This is a genomic window from Agromyces capsici (assembly GCF_058349965.1).
In genome coordinates this window covers 1,545,976-1,565,491 of sequence record NZ_JBYRET010000001.1, presented here as the reverse complement: position 1 = coordinate 1,565,491, position 19,516 = coordinate 1,545,976, and the positions used below count along the sequence as shown (strand labels likewise).

Genomic DNA, 19,516 nt, shown 5'->3' with positions numbered 1-19,516 from the left:
GGCCTTCGCTCGTAGGGTCGAGCATCGGGTCGTGCTCTCAGGGAGAACGTAGCGTTCAGCGCGGTTCGGCGCCAGATGGCTCTTCGGCTCGTTCGGCCGCACCCGCGCGCAGCACCTCGTCGAGCGGTGTCACCTCGGCGCGCTCGAGGTCCCGCAGCGCGGGGCCCTCGATGCGGCGACCGCGGTGGTCGAAGCGCGAGGCGTGCAGCGGGCAGTCCCACGTGCACTCGGCGTCGTTCCAGCGCAGAACCCCGCCGAGGTGGGTGCACACCGCGGAGACCTCGCACGTGTCGCCGCCGACCGTCGAGACGCCCACGGGATGCGCGCCGCGCCGCAGCACGACACCGACGCCCTCGGGCGGCGCCGGCGCGGCCTGCGCCTCGGGCGCGCGCAGCGCGTTCGCCCAGCCGCCCACCGCCGCGGCGCCCACGCGCGCCCCCTCGGCGAGGCCGCGCACGAAGTCGGCGGGCATCGTCAGCCGGGTGCCGATGGTCCGTCCCCAGTCCGGACGGCGGGCGCCGAGCATCTCGTGCGAGATGCGGATCGCCGCGGCCGTGCCGTTCGTGAGCCCCCACTTGGCGTAGCCGGTCGCGAACCACACGCGGCCGCGGCCCCGCGGCATCCGGCCCACGAAGGGCACGCGGTTGTGCGACTCGTAGTCCTGCGCGGCCCACTGCTCAGCGTCGGCGACGCCGGGCCACCAGGCGTGCGCCCAGGCGAGCAGTTCGTCGAGCAGGTCGCCCGTGCTCGGCTCGCGCCCGGTGCGGTGGTCGGCGCCGCCCACGATCAGCTGCGTGCGGCCGCCGTGCTCGGCCGAGCGGATGCTGCGGCTCGGCCGGTCGACGGAGAGGTAGAGCCCGTCGGGCAGGCCCGCTGCGGCGGTCTCCGGCACGTCGAACGAGGCGAGCATCGACCGGAAGCCGCTCGTCTTCGCCCAGTACAGGCCCCGGTCGAGCATCGGCGCGCCCGTGGCGATGACGACCTGGTCGGCCGTGAACGTGCCGGCACTCGTGCGCACCCGCACCGGATCGGCGGCGCGCACCCCGAGCGCCCGGACGCCCGTGACGAGCCGGCCGCCGCCGCGCGCGACGAGCTCGGCGAGGCCCCGCATGAGCTCGGCGGGATCGAGCGCGAGCTGGCCGTCGAGCGCCGCCGCGCCCGCAAGCGGGAACGGCACCCCGTCGGGCACGTCGTCGACGCGCCGCACGGGCAGTCCGGCCTCGCGCGCGGCCCGGACCTCGGCGTCGACGGCGTCGAGCCCGTCGACCGACTGCGCGTAGCTGTACGCGGTCGACTCGCGGTACGCGACGTCGGCGCGTTCGCACGCGCGCCGCAGCCACTGCTGCCCGGCCCGGTTGGCGTCGACGTACGCGCGGACGAGCCGGGCGGGGTGCGCGCGCCGGATCGTGGAGAGCCGGGTGCCCTGCAGCAGGCTCACCTTGCCGGTGTTGCGTCCGCTCGCGAGCGCGCCCGCGACATCCTGTTCGAGCACGGTCACGCGGCGCCCGGCGTCGAGCAGCATGACCGCCGTCGCCAGCCCGGTGATGCCTGCGCCCACGACGACCACGTCGGAGTGCTCGTGGGCGGCCGGCTGGTCGGGGTGGGATGCCGCGAGGGTCGTCATGCTGCAAGTCAACGCCTGCGGCATCCGATTCTCACCCCCTTGAGCGAGCGGATGCCGTCGGCTAACGCCTCGCGAGCAGCGCCGTCTTCAGCCGGACCGGGTCGATGCGCCAGTACCCGTGCACCTCGTCGTCGACGAGCAGCACCGGGATCTCCTCGGCGTACCGTGCGCGGAGGGCGTCGTCGTCCAGGATCGACAGCTCCTCGAGGCGCGTGACCGGTGCGTCGGGCGTCGCGGCGAGCTCCTCGCGCACGCACTGCACGACCTCCCGCGCGTCGTCGCACAGGTGGCACCCCGGCTTGCCGATGAGGGTGAGGCGGATCTCGCGGGGGGTCATCCGGTCAGGATACGCGCGCTCAGGGTGCCCGGACGCGCCGCCGGGACTCCGGGACCCGCGGATTCCGCGCAGCGAAAAGCGCCAGGCCTCACGGCCTGACGCCCTGCCAGTGGTCGAGTCGACTACTTCTTGTTGCGACGCTGGTGGCGCGTCTTGCGAAGCAGCTTGCGGTGCTTCTTCTTCGCCATGCGCTTGCGACGCTTCTTGATGACGGAACCCACGAAAACCTCACAAAGATCGGGTCGGCCGCGCGTGCCGCAGCCGTGGGGCGATCAGCCCCGCGGTAGTCTAGCCCATTCGCCGACGAGGCGCCGAGCCATCCGCTACGTTCGAGGGATGTCCCGACCCGGACTCGTGATCCGAACCACGCGCGAAGCGGACTGGCCTGCCGTCCGAGCGCTCCGCCTCGAGATGCTGCGCGACACCCCGATCGCCTTCGGCGACACGATCGAGCGGGCGCTCCAGTACGACGAGGCCGAGTGGCGCACGCGCGCTCGTCGCGGTGAGGCGCGTGAGCAGACCGTGCTCGTCGCGATCGAGGGCGAGCGGTGGGTCGGCACGATGGGATGCTACGTGCCGGACGCCGCGACCGGACCGCTCCTCGTCGGCGTCTACGTGTCGCCCGATCGCCGCGGCGAGGCGGCCGGCGTCACGCGCGCCCTGCTCGACGAGATCGAGCGGTGGGCCGCCGAGCGCAGCGACACGCTCCGGCTCGAGGTGCACGAGGACAACGCGCGAGCGCGCCGGTTCTACGAGAAGCTCGGGTTCGCCTACACCGGGTACCGCCGGCCGTACGAGCTCGAGCCGGGCGGGCTCGAGCTCGAGATGGAGAAGCGGCTGGGCTGAGGGTCTCGATACGCGCCGGGCTCCGCCCGGTGCGACTCGACCACCGGGGTCACTTGCGCTTGCGCTGCGACGCGACGACCGCGGTGACCTGGTGCGCGGTGTCGGCGAACGCCTTGCCGAGCGCCGATGCGAAGGCGCGCTGCTCCTCGTTGAGGCCCTCCTCGGCGCCGGCATCGGCGCCGGCGAGCGTGACGGCGTCGGCCGCGGCATCCGTCGACACGAAGGGGATCAGCCAGTCCTCCAGGCGCTCGAGCGGCGCACGGTCGAGGTGGTAGTAGCGGTGCTGGCCCTCCTCCCGGACGCCGACCAGCCCGGACTCGCGCAGCACCTTGAGGTGCTTGGACACCGTGGGCTGGCTGACGCCGAGCGCCGTGACGATCTCGCCGACGCTGATCTCGCCGCCGGATTCGGGAACCGACGTCTCGCGGTCGAGGAGGACGCCGAGGATGTCGCGCCTGGTCGGGTCCGCCACCACGTCGAAGATGTCCGCCATGGCTCAAGGGTAGTCAGTCGGGGCGGAGAGCGGGGAGTACGATGACACACGCGTCGAGCGAGGGGAGGGCGGATGGCCGCGCAACCCGTGGGTCGTCGGGGGATCGCCCGTCGCTCATGGCTCGGCCGCGTCCGCGACGCCGTCGACGGGCTCGTGCGGAGTTCGCCGTCACGGTTCGCGATCCTGATCTTCGCCGGCCTGGTGCTCATCACCACGCTCCTGCTGACGCTGCCGATCGCCAGGGCCGGCAGCGGCACCGGCGGCACACCCCTGTACGACGCGTTCTTCACCGCGACGTCCGCCATCTGCGTCACGGGCCTGACCACCGTCGACATGGCCACCCACTGGTCGCCGTTCGGCAACGCGGTGATCTTCATCGGCATGAACGTCGGCGGCATGGGCGTGCTGACGCTCGCCTCCATCCTCGGCCTCGTGATCTCGCGCCGGCTGGGCCTGCGCGCGAGGCTCATCGCGGCGAGCGACACGAACCCGTCGCGCGTGCACGCCGGCCCGGTGTCGGAACGGCAGGCCATCCGCCTCGGCGAGGTCGGCGGCCTGCTCGCCACGGTCGCGATCAGCACCCTGTCGATCGAGGCCGTCATCATGCTCGGCATGATCCCGAGCATGCTCGCGGCCGGGTACGACGCCGGCACGAGCATCTGGTACGCGGCGTACTACTCGGTGAGCGCATTCACGAACACGGGGTTCGCACCGAATCCGCTCGGCCCGGTCGAGTTCTTCGACGACTACTGGTTCCAATCGCTGCTCATGCTCGACGTGTTCCTCGGCAGCCTCGGCTTCCCCGTGATCTTCGCGCTGCTGCGCACGTGGAAGTTCCCGCGCCGATGGAGCGTGCACGTCAAGCTCACGCTGACCACCACCGCGATCCTGTGGGTCGCGGGCGCGCTCACGTTCCTGGTGCTCGAGTACGACAACCCGAAGACCTACGGGTCGTTCGGGTTCGGCAAGACGCTGTACGAGGCGTTCTTCATGTCGACCATGACCCGTTCGGGCGGGTTCGCGACGATCGACATGGCCGACCTCTACGGGTCGAGCCTGCTCGTGACCGACATGCTCATGTTCGTCGGCGGCGGTTCCGCGTCGACCGCGGGCGGCATCAAGGTCACGACGCTCGCCGTGCTCTTCCTCGCCGCGTACGCCGAGGCGAAGGGTGCGCCGGCCATGGAGGCGTTCGGGCGCCGCATCCCGCGCGACATGCTCCGGCTCGCGGTGAGCGTCGTGCTGTGGGGCGCGACGATCGTCGCCGTGTCGACCGTGATCATCGTGCAGATCACCAAGGCGCCGCTCGACTTCGTGCTGTTCGACGTCATCTCGGCGTTCGCGACGTGCGGCCTGTCAACCGGCCTGACCAACGACCTGCCGCCCGAGGGCAAGTACGTCATGGCCGTGACCATGTTCATGGGTCGCGTCGGCACCGTCACGCTCGCGGCAGCCCTCGCGGCCGCGCAGAAGCGCCAACTGTTCAAGCGACCGGAAGAGAGGCCCATCGTTGGTTGATCGCATCAAGCACGACGCCCCCGTGCTCGTCATCGGACTCGGCCGGTTCGGGGCCGCCACGGCCGGCCAGCTCGACCGCCTCGGCCGCGAGGTGCTCGCGGTCGACGAGGACGAGGCCCTCGTGCAGAAGTGGGCTGAGCGGGTCACGCACGCCGTGGTGGCCGACGCCAAGTCGCTCGACGCGCTGAAGCAGATCGGCGCGCAGGAGTTCTCGATCGCCGTCTGCGCGGTCGGCTCGTCGGTCGAGGCATCCGTGCTCATCACCGCCAACCTCGTCGACCTGAAGATCCCGCAGATCTGGGCCAAGGCGATCTCGAGCTCGCACGGCAAGATCCTCGAGCGCATCGGCGCGAACCATGTCATCTACCCCGAGCGGGAGGCGGGCGAGCGCACCGCGCACCTGGTGTCGGGCCGCATGCTCGACTTCATCGAGTTCGACGACGACTTCGCGCTCGTGAAGATGTACCCCCCGAAGCCGATCCGCGGCAAGAACCTCACCGAGTCGGGCGTGCGCTCGCGGCACAACGTGACGGTGGTCGGCGTCAAGAGCCCGGGCAAGCCCTTCACCTACGCGACCGAGAAGACGGTCGTGTCCAACCACGACCTCATCATCGTGTCGGGCACCGAGGGCGACATCGAGAAGTTCGCCGCGCTCGAATAGCGGGGCGGCCGCGCCGGTAGCGGGGCGGACGCGCCTGTGCCGGCGCCGCGACATCCGTCGGCGCCCGCCGGGCCGTCAGCCCATCACGCCGGCGAGCGTGGACGCGATCGTCGCGACGAGCCCGATGCCGAGCAGGATCACCGCGAGCGTGCCGAGCAGCCGGGGCACCGGCGAGTCGGCCTCGAACCGGAGCCGGTCGGGCGTGCGACGGCGGTAGAACGCGGGCTGCATCTCGCTCGCGTCGAGGTGCTCGCGCTCGTCGTGGTCGAGCGCCCGCTCGTGGAACTCGCCCTCGGCGAACCACCTGACGCGCGCACCGGCCGGGCCGTCGACGACGACCGCCTCGGTGGGCTCCCACGTGCCGTCGGCCATGCGCGCGAACGCGAACGCGAGCAGGCACAGCCCGCCGCCGACGAACGTGATCCACGCGACCACCTCGCCGACGAGCGCGATCACGTCGAGCAGACCCATGACGCCGAGCGTACCTGCGGTTCGGGGAGCCGGATGACAGGGGCACGAGTGCCGTTGGTCCCTCCCGCCCTCGCGGGGCTGGCGTACCATCCGCCGCATGACCAGCGTGATCAGCACCCGCGGGCTCGAGAAGCGCTTCGGACGCACCGTCGCGCTCGACGGGCTCGACCTCGAGGTGCGTCCCGGCGAGATCCACGGCTTCCTCGGCCCGAACGGCGCGGGCAAGTCCACGACCCTCCGCATCGTGCTGGGCCTCGCCCGCGCGAGCGGCGGCACGGTCGAGCTGTTCGGCCGCGACCCGTGGGCTGAGGCGGCATCCCTGCATCGACGGCTCGCGTACGTGCCCGGCGACGTGACCCTGTGGCCGAACCTCACGGGCGGCGAGGCGATCGACCTGCTCTCCCGGCTGCGCGGCGGCACCGCCGATCGCGCCGCGTACGCCGAGCGCAAGGCGCGCCTGATCGAGGCGTTCCAGTTCGACCCGCGCGTGAGGGGCCGGGCGTACTCGAAGGGCAACCGGCAGAAGGTCGCCCTGATCGCCGCGTTCGCGACGCCCGCCGAGCTGTACCTGCTCGACGAACCGACGAGCGGACTCGACCCGCTCATGGAGGTCGTGTTCAACCGCGAGATCGACCGGCTCGCGAAGGACGGCGCGACGGTGCTGCTGTCGAGCCACATCCTCTCCGAGGTCGAGGAGCTCTGCGATCGCGTGAGCATCATCCGCGCCGGGCGGCTCGTGGAGTCCGGCACGCTCGCCGAGCTGCGGCACCTCACCCATTCGACCGTCGCGTTCGTGCACGTTCCGGGCCAGGAGGGCGCCGTCACGGCGATCGACGGGGTCCACGATCTCGTGGTCGACAACGGCCGGGTGCGCTTCACGGTCGACAGCGACCGGATCGCGCGCGTGCTGCCCGAGCTCGGCCGGCTCGGCGTGCAGGCGCTCACCGTCATGCCACCCTCGCTCGAGGAGCTGTTCCTGCGCCACTACGGCGACGACCCCGCGCTGGTCGGCGCGGAGGCGCGCGCGGAGGCCGGCACGTGAACCTGCTCGGCGTGCTGCTTCGACAGCGCCTCCGCCGCGACCGGGTGCAGCTCGCGCTCTGGATCGCCGGCACGGCCGGGCTCGGGCTCATGGCCACGACCGCGGTGACCACCACGTTCGGCGATCTCGCCGAGCGCGAGGGGATCCTCCGCTTGACCATGGTCGCGCCGGCCATCCTGATGTTCCGGGGCACGCCGAACGGCGCCGAGGAGGGGCCGTTCGCCTTCTTCCTCATCTTCGCCTTCATCGCACTGCTCGCGGGCCTGATGAGCACGTTCCTCGCCGTGCGCCACACGCGCGGCGACGAGGAGGCCGGGCGAGCCGAGCTCGTCGCGGCGACGCCGGCGTCGCGCGTACTCCCGACGACGGCGACGGTGATCCACGGCGTGCTCGCCGACGTCGTGCTCGGCCTGGCCGTCGCGCTCGCGTTCATCGCGAGCGGGCTGGAGGTCGCGGGCTCGCTCGTCGCCGGCACGGCGGTGGCCGCGTGCGGCATCGCGTTCCTCGCCGTCGGGCTCGTGTTCGCGCAGCTGTTCCGCACCTCGCGCGCGGCCAACGCGGCGGGGGTGGCGGCCGTCATCGCCGCGTACTTCGTGCGCGGCATCGGCGACGCGGCGGGCGAGCCGTCCGACGACGGGCTGCACCGCACCGCGATGTGGATCAGCTGGCTGTCGCCGATCGGCTGGGGCCAGCGCACGGGCGCGTTCGCCGAGGACGACCTGCGGCCGGTGCTGATCGCGCTCGGATTCGCGGCGGTGCTCGTCGTGCTGGTGTACGTCTTCCAGTCGGCGCGTGACAGCGGGGCGAGCGTGCTGCCCGGCTTCCGCGGGCGCGATCACGCGGGCCCGGTGCTGTCGGGCTCGCTTGGCCTCGCGTGGAAGCTCAGCATCGGCGCCGTGCTCTCGTGGGCCGCCGGCGCCCTCGTGATGGGCGCGCTCGCGACCTCGCTCACGCCGTTGGTCGACCAGATCGGCTCCGACGTGCCCGAGGTCGCCGTGAGGCTGCAGGCCATGGCGGGCGCGGATGCCACGCTCGAACAGGCGCTCACGACCACGTTCTTCAGCGTGATCGGCATCCTCGCGTCGGCGTGCGCGCTGCAGCTCGTGATGCGGGCGCGCCAGGAGGAGGCGCACGGCACCGCCGAGGTCGTGCTCGCGACGCCCGTGCCGCGCCAGCGTTGGCTCGGCGAGTACGGCGCGGTCGCATTCGTCGGCGTGGTGATCGTGATCGGCGTCGCGATGCTCGGCGCCTTCGCGGGCGCGCAGTCGGCCGACGACCCGGGCGGCATGGCGAGCGACGCCGCCGAGGCGGCCGTCGCGCAGCTGCCGGCGATCCTCGTGTTCCTCGGCCTCGGCCTGCTGCTCTTCGTGCTCCTCCCCCACCAGATGATCGGCCTCTCGTGGGCGCTGCTCACGCTCGGGGCGTTCTTCGGCGTGTTCGGCGAGCTGCTCGGACTGCCCGACTGGGTGCACGACCTGTCGCCGTTCGCCCACTCCCCCGTGCCGATCGGCGACGACGTCGACTGGACCGGCGGGATCTGGATGACCGGCATCGGCCTCGCGACGATCACCGTGTCGATCGTGCTCATGCGCCGCCGCGAGCTCGCCACGGGCGGCTGAGCGGGCCGCGTAGCCTTGACGGGTGCAGTGCCCGTACTTCGACGCGGGGCGATGCCGGTCGTGCTCGCTCATGGGCCGGCCGTACCCGCAGCAGCTCGCCGACAAGCAGGCGCACGCCGTGGAACTCCTCGCGCCATTCGACGTGCCCGAATGGCTGCCGCCCGTCGCGAGCGGCGAGCGCGACTACCGCAACAAGGCGAAGATGGTGGTCGGCGGCACGATCGAGGCGCCCACGATCGGCATCCTCGACGCCGACGGGTACGGCATCGACCTGCAGTCGTGCGGCATCTGCTCGCCCGGGCATCGCGCGGCGTTCCCCGTGCTCGCGCGGTTCGTCACGCTCGCCCGCATCACCCCGTACGACGTGGCCTCCCGCCGCGGCGAGCTCAAGCACCTCATCGTCACCGAGTCGCCCGACGGCGAGCTCATGGTGCGGTTCGTGCTGCGCTCGACCGAACCCCTCGGCCGCATGCGCAAGCACCTGCCGGCCCTCCTCGCCGAGCTGCCGCAGGCTCGCGTGGTCACGGCGAACCTGCTGCCCGAGCACAAGGCCGTGCTCGAGGGCGCCGACGAGGTCGTGCTCACCGACGCGGGCACGCTGCCGATGCGGCTCAACGATGTGACGATGCACCTGCGCCCGCAGAGCTTCTTCCAGACCAACACCGCGATCGCCGAGGCGCTGTACGCCGAGGCGCGCGAGTGGATCCGCGAGCTCGCTCCCGAGGACGCGTGGGACCTCTACTCGGGCGTCGGCGGGTTCGCGCTGCACCTGGCCGACGCCGAGGGCCGCACCGAGGTCACCGGCATCGAGACGAGCGTCGAGGCGGTCGCGAGCGCCGAGCTGAGCCGGACGGATGCCGCGCTCTCGCGCGTGCGCTTCGCTGCGGGCGACGCAACGGCCTACGCGCTGGCCGCGCCATCCGCCCCCGACCTCGTCGTCGTGAACCCGCCGCGCCGCGGGATCGGGGCGGAGCTCGCGGGCTGGCTCGAGCGGTCGGATGCCGCGCACGTGCTGTACTCGTCGTGCAACGCGGCATCCCTCGCGAAGGACCTCGCGGCGATGCCGTCGCTGCGGCCCGTGAAGGCGCGCGTGTTCGACATGTTCCCGCAGACCACGCACTTCGAGGTCATGGTCCTCCTCGCCCGCCGCTGACCGCCCTGTGCAGAATTCAGGAACGCCCACCTCCCCCGCTCGTGCAGAATTCAGGGACGCCCACCTCCCCTGCCCGTGCAGAACTCAGGAACGCGGCGTCCCTCATGCGAGCAGAATTCAGGAACGGGCTCCTACTGCGACGTGGTGAGCTCCTCGAAACCGCCTCCGGTCCCGGCCCTTGCTCGCCTCGATCCTGAATTCTGCGCGGACAGGCGAACGGACTTCGCGTGCGTCTCCTGAGTTCCGAACGTGGGGGCGACGGCCCTACGTACGTGCTTCCTGAACTCTGCGCGTAGGAATTGCCGGCCTGCGCGTTCGTCCCCTGAATTCTGAACGTGGGTGGCTCGGGTGGCGGGGCGCGGGCGGCGGGGTGCGAGCGGATGGCGCGGGGCGCGGGCGGCGGGTCAGGCGCCGGCGGCGAGCTCGCGCGCGCGCGCGAGGGCGGCGTCGGTGGCGCGGTCGAAGAGCGCCGAGAGGTCGGCCTCCTGCAGCACCGCGATCGCGCGCTCGGTCGTTCCCTTCGGGCTCGTGACGCGCCGTCGGAGCTCGGCCGGGTCGTCGCCGGATGCCGCGAGCAGCTCGCTCGCACCGCGGAACGTGCCCTGCACCATGGTCGCGGCCTGCTCGGGCGTGAAGCCCTTCGCGATCGCGGTCTTCGTGAACTCCTCGATGAGGAGGAACACGTAGGCCGGCCCGGATCCCGAGATCGTCGAGAGCGCGTCGAGCTGCGACTCGGGCACGACGAGCACCTCGCCGACGGTCGCGAACAGCGAGACGACGAGCGCCAGGTCGGCGTCGGTCGAGCGCGTGCCCGCCGAGACGCCCGTCACCGCGCGCCCGACCACGGCCGGCGTGTTCGGCATGGTGCGCACGACCGACACGTGCGACGGCAGGTGCGACTCGAACGTGGCGACCGTCACGCCGGCGGCGACTGAGACCACGATCGCGCCGGGCTCGAGCGCATCCGCGATCTCGTCGAGCAGGTCGGGGACCATCGCGGGCTTCACGGCGACGACCACGAGCTTCGCGCCGGCGACCGCGCGGCGGTTCGCCGCGGCATCCGTCTCGGTCGCGTACGCCGTCACGCGCGGCTCGTCGGCGAACTCGGCCGCGCGGGCCTCGCTGCGATTCGTGGCGCGGATGCCGCCGGCGACCGTCACGTGCGGCTGGAGCAGTCCGGCGAGGATCGCGCGGGCCATCGACCCGGCGCCGAGGAAGGCGATGGAGGGCAGTTCGACGTGCGGGTCAACCGGCTGGAGGGAGGTCATGGCGACCATCCTAGGATTGGCGCATGAGCGCATCCGGCGGCACGAAGGCGATCCTCGCGGCATTCCTCGCGAACACGGGCATCGCGGTGACGAAGTTCATCGCGTGGGCCATCTCGGGGTCGGCATCGATGCTTGCCGAGGCCGTGCACTCGGTCGCCGACGCGGGCAACCAGCTGCTCCTGTTCGTCGGTGGGCGACGCGCCAAGAAGGACGCGGACCGCGCACATCCGTTCGGCTACGGACGCGAGCGGTACGTGTACGCGTTCGTGGTGTCGATCATTCTGTTCTCGGTCGGCGGTCTCTTCTCGATCTACGAGGGCGTCGACAAGCTCCAGCACCCGCACGAGCTCGAGAACGCCTGGGTGCCGATCACGGTGCTCGTGATCGCGATCGTGCTCGAGTCGTTCTCGCTGCGCACCGCGGTGAAGGAGTCGAACCTCGTGCGTGGCAAGCAGACGTGGGTGCAGTTCGTGCGCCACGCCAAGGCACCCGAGCTGCCCGTCGTCCTCCTCGAGGACATCGCGGCCCTCCTCGGCCTCGTGTTCGCACTCTTCGGCGTCGGCCTCACGGTCATCACCGGCAACACGATCTTCGATGCGATCGGCACGCTCATGATCGGCACCCTGCTGATCATCGTCGCGATCATCCTCGGCATGGAGACGAAGAGCCTGCTCGTCGGCGAGGGCGCCACCGCGGGGGATCTCGGCAAGATCGAGAAGGCGATCCTCGCCGGACCGGAGGCCGAGCGCATCATCCACATGAAGACCCTCTACCTCGGGCCCGATGAGCTCATGGTGGCCGCCAAGCTGGGCTTCCACGGCGGCGAGACCCTGGCCGAGGTGTCGACGGCGATCAACGTGATCGAGGAGCGCGTACGGCACGCCGTCCCCGCGGCCCGCGTCATCTACATGGAGCCCGACATCTACGTCGACCCGAACGAGCACGCGCCGCCCACCGACGCGATCGTCATCAAGGGGCTCGAATGACGGATGGCGCGGGGTCGGCCCCCGCTCGACTTCCCGTCGCGATGGTGCTCCGCCACGACTCGGCCATCGGCCTGGGCAACCTCGGGCCGGTGCTCGAGGCCCACGGCTACGAGATCGTGACGGTCGACGCGCCCCACGAGGACGTCACCGCGATCGACGCGCTCGCACCCGACCTGCTCGTCGTGCTCGGCGGCGACGAAGCCGCCTACGAGACCGACCGCTACCCGTACGTCGGGCACGAGATCGAGCTGCTCCGGCAGCGGATCGCCGCCGAGGCGCCGGTCTTCGGGGTGTGCCTGGGTGCGCAGATGCTCGCCGACGCGCTCGGCGGTCGCGCCTACCGCGGGCCGCGCAAGGAGGTCGGCTGGCTCGGGGTCGACGTGACCGACGCCGGCCAGACCTCTCCGGTACGCCACGCCCGAGGCATCCGGTTCGTGCAGTGGCACGGCGACACCTTCGACCTCCCCGAGGGCGTCGAGCGGCTGGCGTCGTCGCCCGAGTACGCCAACCAGGCGTTCCGCCTCGGCGACTGGCTCCTCGCCGTGCAGTTCCACCCCGAGGTGACGCCGGCGATCCACGAGGACTGGCTGGCCGCGTGGGGCGACGAGCTGCCGGAGTACGGCCTCACGGTCGAGCGCATGCGCGAGCTGCAGGCCGAGTGCGGGCCGGCCGCCGAGGCGGCGTCCAGCGCGATCCTCGGCGAGTTCCTCGACGGGCTCGGTCAGGGGCGCCGGGCGGGATCCTCGAAGAAGTCGAGCAGCAGCCGCGCCGCGGCATCCGCCTCGACCCCCGCGTAGACCTCGACGCGGTGGTTCAGCCGCCGGTCGCGCAGCACGTCGTAGAGCGACCCGGCCGCGCCGGCCTTCTCGTCCCACGCCCCGAAGACGACCGTCGGGATGCGCGCGGCCACGATCGCGCCGGCGCACATCACGCACGGCTCGAGCGTGACGACGAGCGTGCAGTCGGTGAGGTGGCGGTCGCCCGTGACGCGGGCGGCCTCGCGGATGGCGAGGAGCTCGGCGTGCGCGGTCGGGTCCTCGTGCAGCTCGCGCTCGTTGCGCCCGGTCGCGATGACCTCGCCGTCGCGGACGACCACGGCGCCGACCGGCACGTCGCCGGTGGCGAGGGCGGCGGATGCCTCGGCGAGGGCCAGTCGCATCCATTCCGCGTGCTCGGGCAGCTGGACCGGCATCCCCCTCGCCCCTTCTCGCTGGCGGAACCCCCGCAACTAGACTCGAGCCTATGCGAGTCCACGTTGCCGACCACCCGCTGATCACCCACAAGCTGACGGTGCTGCGCGACGTGAACACGCCGTCGCCGGTGTTCCGCTCGCTGGTCGAGGAGCTCATGACGCTGCTCGCGTACGAGGGCACGCGCGACGTGCGCGTCGAGCCCGTCGACATCGTCACTCCCGTGGCCCCGACCACCGGTGTCCGCATCGCCGATCCGAAGCCGCTGATCGTGCCGATCCTACGCGCGGGCCTCGGCATGCTCGAGGGCATGGTCAAGCTCCTCCCCAGCGCCGAGGTGGGCTTCCTCGGCATGGCGCGCAACGAGGAGACCCTCGAGCCGACCACCTACGCCGAGCGCCTGCCCGACGACCTCAGCGGCCGCCAGTGCTTCGTGCTCGACCCGATGCTCGCCACGGGCGGCTCGCTCACGGCGGCGATCGAGTTCCTGCTCCAGCGCGGGGCGACCGATGTCACGGCCATCTGCATCCTCGCCGCGCCCGAGGGCCTCAAGGCGGTCGAAGAGGCCCTGCACGGCCGCGAGGTGTCGATCGTGCTCGGTGCCGTCGACGAGCGGCTCAACGAACACGGGTACATCGTGCCGGGCCTCGGTGACGCGGGCGATCGCCTGTACGGCACCGTCTGACCTGCGCGTCCTGGCGACGTGCGCATCGCCTCCTGGTGAGGTTTCCGCAAGATCACCGCACCCTCACGTCGCAGGATCTTCGTCGTGAGACACGCCCAAGCGCCTTTCGAATTCCAGAATTCGATGAAATCTCTTCCAGTCGAAGAATCTTCTTCACGATCGGATGTTTCGCCCGAACCTCGCACGGGCGCGGATGACGCGCGCACCGCGTGCGACGTCACGCGCCGTCATCCCGGCGTCACGGTTTGACACATCGCGGAACGTGAGTTTGACTTTCGCTCATGACTGACACCGCACGCACCCTGACCGCCCGCGAGGCGAACAGGACTGCCGACATGATGATGTCGGCGCGTGCCCCCATGTGTTGTCGAATGTGCCGCTGACCAGCGAACCCTCCGCCGAGTCACGCGACTGATCCCACCCCGATCGGCGCGGCTCCGTCGAACCCGATGCGCTTCCGGGTTCCCCCGGCCACCACAGGCCTTCGCTTCAGACCCCGACGACGGGGTCGTCGACGCATCTTCAGCACAAGGATCCGCCATGTCTCTCGCTCTCGCTCCCGCCGTCCGTCCGTCCCACCCCGCCGTCCGCCCGACGCACCCCGCGGCCTACGCTCCGCAGCCCGCCCGGCCCGCCGCTGTCCCGGCCGCGCCCGTTCCGGTCGCCGCGCAGGCCCAGCCGGCCCAGGCCGCGCCCCGCGTCCGCGCCGTGCCCGAGGGCACCGAGGCGCGCGGGTTCGTCCTGTACGTCGGGCTCGACGAGGCGAAGGCCGTCGCCGACGGCACCACCCTCCACCGCCTCGTCGAGGCGATCCGCAACCTGACCGCAGAGATCGCGCCGTCCGCCGAGACGTACGCCGCGGTCGCGCTCGCACCCGAGGGCGCCGGCGGCCGCGACGTCGACGTCGTGCGCCTCGCGCTCCAGGACCCGACCGCGCTCGCCCGGCAGCGCGAGTCGCAGGGCCTCCAGGCCGACGCCGACCGTCACCCCGACGGGGTCATCATCGACATCTCCCGCAAGCGGGTCCTGCTCGACGGCGAGGCCGCCGGCCTGACGTACAAGGAGTTCGAGCTGCTGCAGTACCTCGTGCTCCGCGAGGGCCGCACGATCGACCGGCACGAGCTCATCGACGGCCTCTGGTCGGGCGAGGACGAGGCACCCAACGAGCGCACGATCGACGTGCACGTGCGGCGCCTGCGCTCGAAGCTCGCGCACTACCAGGACATCGTCCGCACGGTGCGCGGCGTCGGCTACCGCTTCGACCGCCACGCCGACGTCTCGATCCGCCAGGCCTCCACGCCGAGCCCCGACGTCTTCTGATCGCGGGCGGCTGAGCCGCTGCCGGAACCGGGACCTCGCGCCGGGGTCGCGGCATCCGCCGGGAGTGGTCGGCACGAGAGGCGCGCGCGAGGATGAGGGCATGCCGACGTCGCCGATCGTGCTCGACCTGCCCTTCCGCGGGCGATGGATGGCGCGCAACAGCCCCGCGCGCCGGGTCCCGAGCCACGGCACGCACCTGATGGGCACGACGTACGCCATCGACTTCATCGCGGTCGATGAGCGGGGCCGGTCGGCGCCGTCGAACTGGCGCGCCTGGCTCTCGGTCGAGGCGCCCGACTCGTTCGTCGGGTTCGGGAAGCCGATCCTCGCACCAGTCGCCGGAACCGTCGTCGCCGTGCACGACGGCGAGCCCGATCACGAGGCGCGTCGTTCCTGGTTCGCGCTCGCCGGGTATGCGCTCGGGCAGGCCGGCAGGGTGCGCGCGGGCCCCGACGCGATCGCCGGCAACCACGTGGTGTTCGCCATCGCCGAGGGCGGTCCGTACGTCGCGGTGGTGCACCTGCGGTGCGGTTCGGTGCGCGTGAAGGTCGGCGACCGCGTCGCGTCCGGCGACCAGGTCGGCGAGTGCGGCAACTCCGGCAACAGCACGCAGCCGCACGTGCACGCGCAGGCGGCCGACTCGCTCGACTGGGGCAGGGCTCGCGGACTCCCGATCGCATTCCGGTTCCGCCACGCGGGCGTTCCCGGGGCGACGGTGACGGGTCTGCCCGAGGAATCCGAGATCGTCGAGGACCCCGGCTCCGACGCCTGATCGGACACGGGAGCACCTGCGGAACGCGCGAACCGCCGGGCGATCGCTTCGCCGACCGCATCGAGTTCGCCTTCGTCGAGGAGGCAGGCACGCTCCCTCCGACGACGCTCCGGACATGGTCGCGGACCTTGTGCTCGACTGGTTCGACCGGGAAGACTGAGCCGACCGCGTCCGGCGCCGCACCGTTGAGTCGACACGACCGGCGAATCCCCCGCATTCGGGGCACACGGGGCTAGCGCCCGTTATCGATCCGTTATATATTCGGAGAGCACCGGTTGTTTGCTGTGGCGGCCGGTGCGGAATGTGATTGCAGGACACTCTTGGTGCAAGGGCGAGGGCCGGTCGTCAGCCTCTACGACCGGCCCTCAACCGTGTCCGGGCGCCGTCGACGGGCCCGCGTTCGGGGCACATCCGGCATCTCCCTCGTTCCGAACCCCGTGCGCGGACGGTGTTCGCTATCGTCGGACTCGGCGGCGACCTCACGGGTCGCCGGGCTTGATGGAGGGAGCACGGGTGGCTGATCGCGCGACGGCCGTGGCGGCATGGGAGGCGCTGTTCCGGGCGCAGGTCTCCGTGATGCGGAGACTCTCCGCGGAGTTCCCGACCGAGCTGATGTCCCTCAACGAGTACGACGTGCTCTTCAACATCTCACGCGCTCCGGGTCGGCGACTGCGCCTCAAGGAGCTGAACCGGCACGTGCTCATCTCCCAGCCGAGCGTGAGCCGCCTCGTCGACCGACTCGTGGCCCGAGGCCTCGTCGAGAAGTCCGACGACCCGCTCGACGGTCGCGGCACGATCGTGCAGCTCACGCCGAAGGGGTTCGAGGAGTTCCGTCGCGCGGCGATCCACCACATGCACGCCATCACCGACCGCGTCGGCACCGCGCTCGACGACGACGAGCTCCATCGGCTCATCGAGCTCTGCGACCGCCTGCGCGAGGCGCAGGGCCCGACGGCCGACGCGTCACCTGGCGAGCCCCACGAGCGCGGAGCCTGACGGTGGCGAATTGGCGCATCCGCGACTTCCACGCCGACGACGTCGACGGCATCCTGCGGCTCTGGGAACAGGTCGCCGCGGCCGATGCGGAGCCCGTGTACAACCTGGCCGAGGTGCTCGCGTCGTGCACGAAGGACCACGCGGTCGTCGCGGTCAGGGGCGATCAGGTCATCGGCGCCGCCGTGGGCCGGGCCGCGCACGCGCAGGGCTGGGTGGTCTTCCTCGCGACCGATGCCGATGAACGCGGCCGTGGCATCGGATCCTCCCTCCTCGCCGCACTCGAGGCGCGGATGGCGCCCTCGGGCGTCTCGAAGCTGTCGGCGCTCATGCCCGCCGCCGAGACCCGCGTGGGCGCGTTCCTCCATCAGGGCTTCGAACTGAAGCAGGACCTCCACTACTTCGAGCGGCACATCCCCGTGCAGCGCGAGGAGCTGAAGCTGCTCGCCGAGCTCGGCGGCCGGGTCCTCCCCCGCGGCCTGTGGGACGCGGTCGGCGGGATGGCGCGCGAGAAGGAGCTCCTCGAACGCCGGCTCGTCCTGCCGCTCGCACAGCCCGAGCTCGCGGAGCGCTTCGGGGTCGCCCCGCCGCGCGCCGTCGTGCTCTTCGGCCCGCCCGGAACGGGCAAGACGACCTTCGCGAAGGCGATCGCGTCCCGGTTGGAATGGTCGTTCGTCGAGGTGTTCCCCTCCCGACTGGCCGCCACGCCCGGCGCGCTCGCCGGGGCGTTGCGCGAGACCTTCCTCACGATCTCCGAGCTCGAGCACGCCGTGGTCTTCATCGACGAGGTCGAGGAGATCGCCTCCCACCGCCAGGGCGAGCCGCCGTCGCCGACGCAGGGCGTGACGAACGAGCTGCTGAAGATCATCCCCGCATTCCGCGAGCAGCCCGACCGCCTGCTGATCTGCGCCACGAACTTCATCCGGGCGCTCGACTCCGCGTTCCTCCGGCACGGCCGCTTCGACTACGTGATCCCCATCGGCCTGCCCGACGAGGAGGCCCGCACCGCGATCTGGGACCGCTACATCCCGGCGGCCGCGGTCGACGTCGACGTCGCCACCCTGGTGGCGATGACCGACGGGTTCTCGCCGGCCGACATCGAGTACGCCGCGCGGAAGGCGTCGCAGTCGGCGCTCGAGAAGGCCGTGTACTCCGACATCGCCGACGCGCGCGGCCCGCACATCGAGGACTACGTCGCCGCGATCGCGGCCACGCGAGCCACCGTCTCGGCCGAGGTCGCCGCGGAGTTCCTCGAGGACATCGAGACGGTCGGGCGCCTGTAGCCCGTGCGTCCGCGCGGATCCGGCTTCTGCGCCCGGACATGACGGTGGGGCGGGAACCCGTTTCGATGTGCCGCCAAGGCGGCTCGGTACTGGGCACTTCCGCGAGATTCCGGGCAAGTTGGATCAGCTGACGACGCGTCGATATGACTTGGATGACTCACAATTGTGGGCAAAGTGTGGGCAAAGTTGCGTGCATGAAACCCACGTCTCGCAGCTCGGCAAGTCATGCACCAGCGACCTGTCCGTGTCGCGCAACGAGCTGATCAAGACCGGCCACATCTTCGCGGTCGATCGTGGCTTCGTCGCGTTCACCGTTCCCGGAATGGCGGCCTTCATACACCGACGAATCGATGACTGACGCCCTGCCCCAGGGGCCGCGAGCGCTGCACGGACGATCCTTCGCCGATCGGAGCGGGGCTCCTCTGTCTAAGAGTCGCGCGCGTCTTCGATCAGGGCCCACAACTGCCGATCCTGCGCCTCATAGCCCGGTCTGCCAACGTTGTCGAACGGGTTGCTCGGCAGGACGAAGGCGTACGCCGCGTTGTTCAGCTTCTTCCCTGGAGTGCCTTCGCGCATCGCTCGCGACGTCATCTTCGGTTGCCGGGGGAACTTCCCGCTCATGCTCGATCCGGCGCTTGCCCTCGATGTGCTCGCCGAGTCGAACGGCTCACCCTCGGTCGCATAGGCCATCTGGACGCGGCGCTCGTGGAGCGCGATCGCCTTTCCCGATGCTGATAAGGCGACCTACTCGGGACAGCTGGGAACGTCTGGAATGGGCTCGGATCGATACTCGTTGAATACGTGTGCGCGCATCAAGTCTCACCGGGGTCACCGGCGCCCCGCCTGATGCGGTGCACCCCGGCGGTCATCGCCGGTGGACGCGTGGCCATCATGTCCCCTGCAGACATGGCATCTGCGTCGACGTCAGTGCACGCATGTGTTGTTGCTGATGCCGAGCTCGAACAGGCCGCCTCCTGCCAGTGACTGAACGACGCCGAGACCGAGCAGAGATGCGAGAAGAACCGCAGCGATCGCGATCGCGATGCCTCGCCGTCCGCGGCGGCACACCCAACGGCGCCCTCGATGACCAGGGATGCACCTCGACCGGCAACGGCTCGTTCGCCTGCCCATCCAACTGACCGGACTGAGAGGAATCACCTTGACCCCCGCGATTGATCCCCTTGCAACAGCCCTACTGCCGACGCGGCCGATCGACATCACCGCCTACCTGCCAGACCCGGCAGACGAGCCCAGC

22 protein-coding genes are annotated in these 19,516 nt (G+C 71.3%); 14 read left to right on the top strand and 8 right to left on the bottom strand.

What is annotated here, in order from left to right:
- Nucleotides 1-55 precede the first annotated feature (55 nt).
- From AC3RKB_RS07475 to AC3RKB_RS07465, 3 genes are all read right to left on the bottom strand, one after another.
- Nucleotides 56-1,624 carry an FAD-dependent oxidoreductase gene (locus tag AC3RKB_RS07475; protein WP_491435470.1) on the bottom strand — a complete coding sequence of 523 codons (1,569 nt, stop codon included), beginning with the start codon at nucleotides 1,622-1,624 and terminating at the stop codon, nucleotides 56-58.
- Nucleotides 1,625-1,685: 61 nt separating this feature from the next.
- Nucleotides 1,686-1,961, bottom strand: coding sequence for a glutaredoxin family protein (locus tag AC3RKB_RS07470; protein ID WP_491435469.1), 276 nt, complete (start codon nucleotides 1,959-1,961; stop codon nucleotides 1,686-1,688).
- Nucleotides 1,962-2,083: 122 nt separating this feature from the next.
- Entirely contained in the window at nucleotides 2,084-2,182 is a 99-nt protein-coding gene (locus AC3RKB_RS07465) for a 30S ribosomal protein bS22 (protein ID WP_003792170.1), read from the bottom strand.
- A gap of 115 nt (nucleotides 2,183-2,297) precedes the next feature.
- Between AC3RKB_RS07465 and AC3RKB_RS07460 the strand changes: the two genes are divergently transcribed.
- Nucleotides 2,298-2,807, top strand: coding sequence for a GNAT family N-acetyltransferase (locus tag AC3RKB_RS07460; protein ID WP_491435468.1), 510 nt, complete (start codon nucleotides 2,298-2,300; stop codon nucleotides 2,805-2,807).
- Between the two features lie 49 nt (nucleotides 2,808-2,856).
- Here AC3RKB_RS07460 and AC3RKB_RS07455 read toward each other — a convergent pair whose 3' ends face one another.
- On the bottom strand, nucleotides 2,857-3,300 hold the full coding sequence (locus AC3RKB_RS07455) for an ArsR/SmtB family transcription factor (RefSeq protein ID WP_491435467.1): 444 nt from the start codon (nucleotides 3,298-3,300) through the stop codon (nucleotides 2,857-2,859).
- A gap of 72 nt (nucleotides 3,301-3,372) precedes the next feature.
- On the opposite strand from AC3RKB_RS07455, the gene AC3RKB_RS07450 reads away from it, so the two are divergent.
- Complete coding sequence (locus AC3RKB_RS07450; protein ID WP_491435466.1) at nucleotides 3,373-4,818, top strand: TrkH family potassium uptake protein; 1,446 nt, start codon at nucleotides 3,373-3,375, stop codon at nucleotides 4,816-4,818.
- The gene (locus tag AC3RKB_RS07445; RefSeq protein ID WP_491435465.1) at nucleotides 4,811-5,479 is read left to right on the top strand and encodes a potassium channel family protein; all 669 of its coding nucleotides are present in this window, start codon (nucleotides 4,811-4,813) and stop codon (nucleotides 5,477-5,479) included. The genes AC3RKB_RS07450 and AC3RKB_RS07445 overlap by 8 nt, the downstream gene beginning before the upstream one ends.
- Before the next feature lie 75 nt (nucleotides 5,480-5,554).
- Here the strand turns inward: AC3RKB_RS07445 and AC3RKB_RS07440 are convergent, their stop codons facing one another.
- A complete protein-coding gene (locus AC3RKB_RS07440) occupies nucleotides 5,555-5,950 on the bottom strand; it encodes a hypothetical protein (RefSeq protein ID WP_491435464.1) in 396 nt (131 codons plus the stop codon).
- A gap of 97 nt (nucleotides 5,951-6,047) precedes the next feature.
- Here AC3RKB_RS07440 and AC3RKB_RS07435 point away from each other — a divergent pair, with 97 nt between their 5' ends.
- Genes AC3RKB_RS07435 through rlmC form a run of 3 tightly spaced genes read left to right on the top strand, consistent with a single transcriptional unit; the run spans nucleotide 6,048 to nucleotide 9,764 of the window.
- Nucleotides 6,048-6,992 (top strand): ABC transporter ATP-binding protein, encoded by a 945-nt coding sequence (locus tag AC3RKB_RS07435; protein ID WP_491435463.1) that lies wholly within the window; start codon nucleotides 6,048-6,050, stop codon nucleotides 6,990-6,992.
- Nucleotides 6,989-8,611: an ABC transporter permease gene (locus tag AC3RKB_RS07430; RefSeq protein ID WP_491435462.1), complete on the top strand. Its 1,623-nt coding sequence runs from the start codon at nucleotides 6,989-6,991 to the stop codon at nucleotides 8,609-8,611. The genes AC3RKB_RS07435 and AC3RKB_RS07430 overlap by 4 nt, the downstream gene beginning before the upstream one ends.
- Before the next feature lie 22 nt (nucleotides 8,612-8,633).
- Entirely contained in the window at nucleotides 8,634-9,764 is a 1,131-nt protein-coding gene (rlmC, locus tag AC3RKB_RS07425; protein ID WP_491435461.1) for a 23S rRNA (uracil(747)-C(5))-methyltransferase RlmC, read from the top strand.
- Nucleotides 9,765-10,168: 404 nt separating this feature from the next.
- Here the strand turns inward: rlmC and proC are convergent, their stop codons facing one another.
- Nucleotides 10,169-11,032 carry a pyrroline-5-carboxylate reductase gene (gene proC / locus AC3RKB_RS07420; protein ID WP_491435460.1) on the bottom strand — a complete coding sequence of 288 codons (864 nt, stop codon included), beginning with the start codon at nucleotides 11,030-11,032 and terminating at the stop codon, nucleotides 10,169-10,171.
- A 23-nt stretch (nucleotides 11,033-11,055) separates the two neighbouring features.
- Here proC and AC3RKB_RS07415 point away from each other — a divergent pair, with 23 nt between their 5' ends.
- The gene (locus tag AC3RKB_RS07415; protein ID WP_491435459.1) at nucleotides 11,056-12,018 is read left to right on the top strand and encodes a cation diffusion facilitator family transporter; all 963 of its coding nucleotides are present in this window, start codon (nucleotides 11,056-11,058) and stop codon (nucleotides 12,016-12,018) included.
- Nucleotides 12,015-12,815: a glutamine amidotransferase-related protein gene (locus tag AC3RKB_RS07410; RefSeq protein ID WP_491435458.1), complete on the top strand. Its 801-nt coding sequence runs from the start codon at nucleotides 12,015-12,017 to the stop codon at nucleotides 12,813-12,815. The genes AC3RKB_RS07415 and AC3RKB_RS07410 overlap by 4 nt, the downstream gene beginning before the upstream one ends.
- On the opposite strand, the gene tadA is transcribed toward AC3RKB_RS07410, so the two are convergent.
- Nucleotides 12,740-13,210 (bottom strand): tRNA adenosine(34) deaminase TadA, encoded by a 471-nt coding sequence (gene tadA / locus AC3RKB_RS07405; protein WP_491435457.1) that lies wholly within the window; start codon nucleotides 13,208-13,210, stop codon nucleotides 12,740-12,742. The genes AC3RKB_RS07410 and tadA overlap by 76 nt on opposite strands.
- Before the next feature lie 50 nt (nucleotides 13,211-13,260).
- Here tadA and upp point away from each other — a divergent pair, with 50 nt between their 5' ends.
- From upp to AC3RKB_RS07375, 6 genes are all read left to right on the top strand, one after another.
- Entirely contained in the window at nucleotides 13,261-13,893 is a 633-nt protein-coding gene (gene upp / locus AC3RKB_RS07400) for a uracil phosphoribosyltransferase (protein ID WP_491435456.1), read from the top strand.
- A 540-nt stretch (nucleotides 13,894-14,433) separates the two neighbouring features.
- The gene (locus AC3RKB_RS07395) at nucleotides 14,434-15,213 is read left to right on the top strand and encodes a winged helix-turn-helix domain-containing protein (protein WP_491435455.1); all 780 of its coding nucleotides are present in this window, start codon (nucleotides 14,434-14,436) and stop codon (nucleotides 15,211-15,213) included.
- A gap of 100 nt (nucleotides 15,214-15,313) precedes the next feature.
- Nucleotides 15,314-15,985, top strand: a complete 672-nt coding sequence (locus tag AC3RKB_RS07390; RefSeq protein WP_491435454.1) for a M23 family metallopeptidase — start codon at nucleotides 15,314-15,316, stop codon at nucleotides 15,983-15,985.
- A 513-nt stretch (nucleotides 15,986-16,498) separates the two neighbouring features.
- Nucleotides 16,499-16,981, top strand: coding sequence for a MarR family winged helix-turn-helix transcriptional regulator (locus tag AC3RKB_RS07385; protein WP_491435453.1), 483 nt, complete (start codon nucleotides 16,499-16,501; stop codon nucleotides 16,979-16,981).
- A 2-nt stretch (nucleotides 16,982-16,983) separates the two neighbouring features.
- Complete coding sequence (locus AC3RKB_RS07380; protein WP_491435452.1) at nucleotides 16,984-18,261, top strand: ATP-binding protein; 1,278 nt, start codon at nucleotides 16,984-16,986, stop codon at nucleotides 18,259-18,261.
- Between the two features lie 67 nt (nucleotides 18,262-18,328).
- Nucleotides 18,329-18,619 (top strand): DUF8462 domain-containing protein, encoded by a 291-nt coding sequence (locus tag AC3RKB_RS07375; protein WP_491435451.1) that lies wholly within the window; start codon nucleotides 18,329-18,331, stop codon nucleotides 18,617-18,619.
- 68 nt (nucleotides 18,620-18,687) lie between these two features.
- Here AC3RKB_RS07375 and AC3RKB_RS07370 read toward each other — a convergent pair whose 3' ends face one another.
- A complete protein-coding gene (locus AC3RKB_RS07370) occupies nucleotides 18,688-18,882 on the bottom strand; it encodes a hypothetical protein (RefSeq protein WP_491435450.1) in 195 nt (64 codons plus the stop codon).
- Nucleotides 18,883-19,516 lie beyond the last annotated feature (634 nt).

What these genes read in the sequence shown, in the direction of transcription:
- AC3RKB_RS07470 (WP_491435469.1), bottom strand. Translation starts at nt 1,961, where the DNA reads ATGACCCCCCGCGAGATCCGCCTCACCCTCATCGGCAAGCCGGGGTGC.
- AC3RKB_RS07435 (WP_491435463.1), top strand. Translation starts at nt 6,048, where the DNA reads ATGACCAGCGTGATCAGCACCCGCGGGCTCGAGAAGCGCTTCGGACGC.
- AC3RKB_RS07440 (WP_491435464.1), bottom strand. Translation starts at nt 5,950, where the DNA reads ATGGGTCTGCTCGACGTGATCGCGCTCGTCGGCGAGGTGGTCGCGTGG.
- AC3RKB_RS07450 (WP_491435466.1), top strand. Translation starts at nt 3,373, where the DNA reads ATGGCCGCGCAACCCGTGGGTCGTCGGGGGATCGCCCGTCGCTCATGG.
- AC3RKB_RS07370 (WP_491435450.1), bottom strand. Translation starts at nt 18,882, where the DNA reads ATGAGCGGGAAGTTCCCCCGGCAACCGAAGATGACGTCGCGAGCGATG.
- proC (WP_491435460.1), bottom strand. Translation starts at nt 11,032, where the DNA reads ATGACCTCCCTCCAGCCGGTTGACCCGCACGTCGAACTGCCCTCCATC.
- tadA (WP_491435457.1), bottom strand. Translation starts at nt 13,210, where the DNA reads ATGCCGGTCCAGCTGCCCGAGCACGCGGAATGGATGCGACTGGCCCTC.
- AC3RKB_RS07415 (WP_491435459.1), top strand. Translation starts at nt 11,056, where the DNA reads ATGAGCGCATCCGGCGGCACGAAGGCGATCCTCGCGGCATTCCTCGCG.
- AC3RKB_RS07390 (WP_491435454.1), top strand. Translation starts at nt 15,314, where the DNA reads ATGCCGACGTCGCCGATCGTGCTCGACCTGCCCTTCCGCGGGCGATGG.
- AC3RKB_RS07410 (WP_491435458.1), top strand. Translation starts at nt 12,015, where the DNA reads ATGACGGATGGCGCGGGGTCGGCCCCCGCTCGACTTCCCGTCGCGATG.
- upp (WP_491435456.1), top strand. Translation starts at nt 13,261, where the DNA reads ATGCGAGTCCACGTTGCCGACCACCCGCTGATCACCCACAAGCTGACG.
- AC3RKB_RS07475 (WP_491435470.1), bottom strand. Translation starts at nt 1,624, where the DNA reads ATGACGACCCTCGCGGCATCCCACCCCGACCAGCCGGCCGCCCACGAG.
- AC3RKB_RS07395 (WP_491435455.1), top strand. Translation starts at nt 14,434, where the DNA reads ATGTCTCTCGCTCTCGCTCCCGCCGTCCGTCCGTCCCACCCCGCCGTC.
- AC3RKB_RS07455 (WP_491435467.1), bottom strand. Translation starts at nt 3,300, where the DNA reads ATGGCGGACATCTTCGACGTGGTGGCGGACCCGACCAGGCGCGACATC.
- AC3RKB_RS07460 (WP_491435468.1), top strand. Translation starts at nt 2,298, where the DNA reads ATGTCCCGACCCGGACTCGTGATCCGAACCACGCGCGAAGCGGACTGG.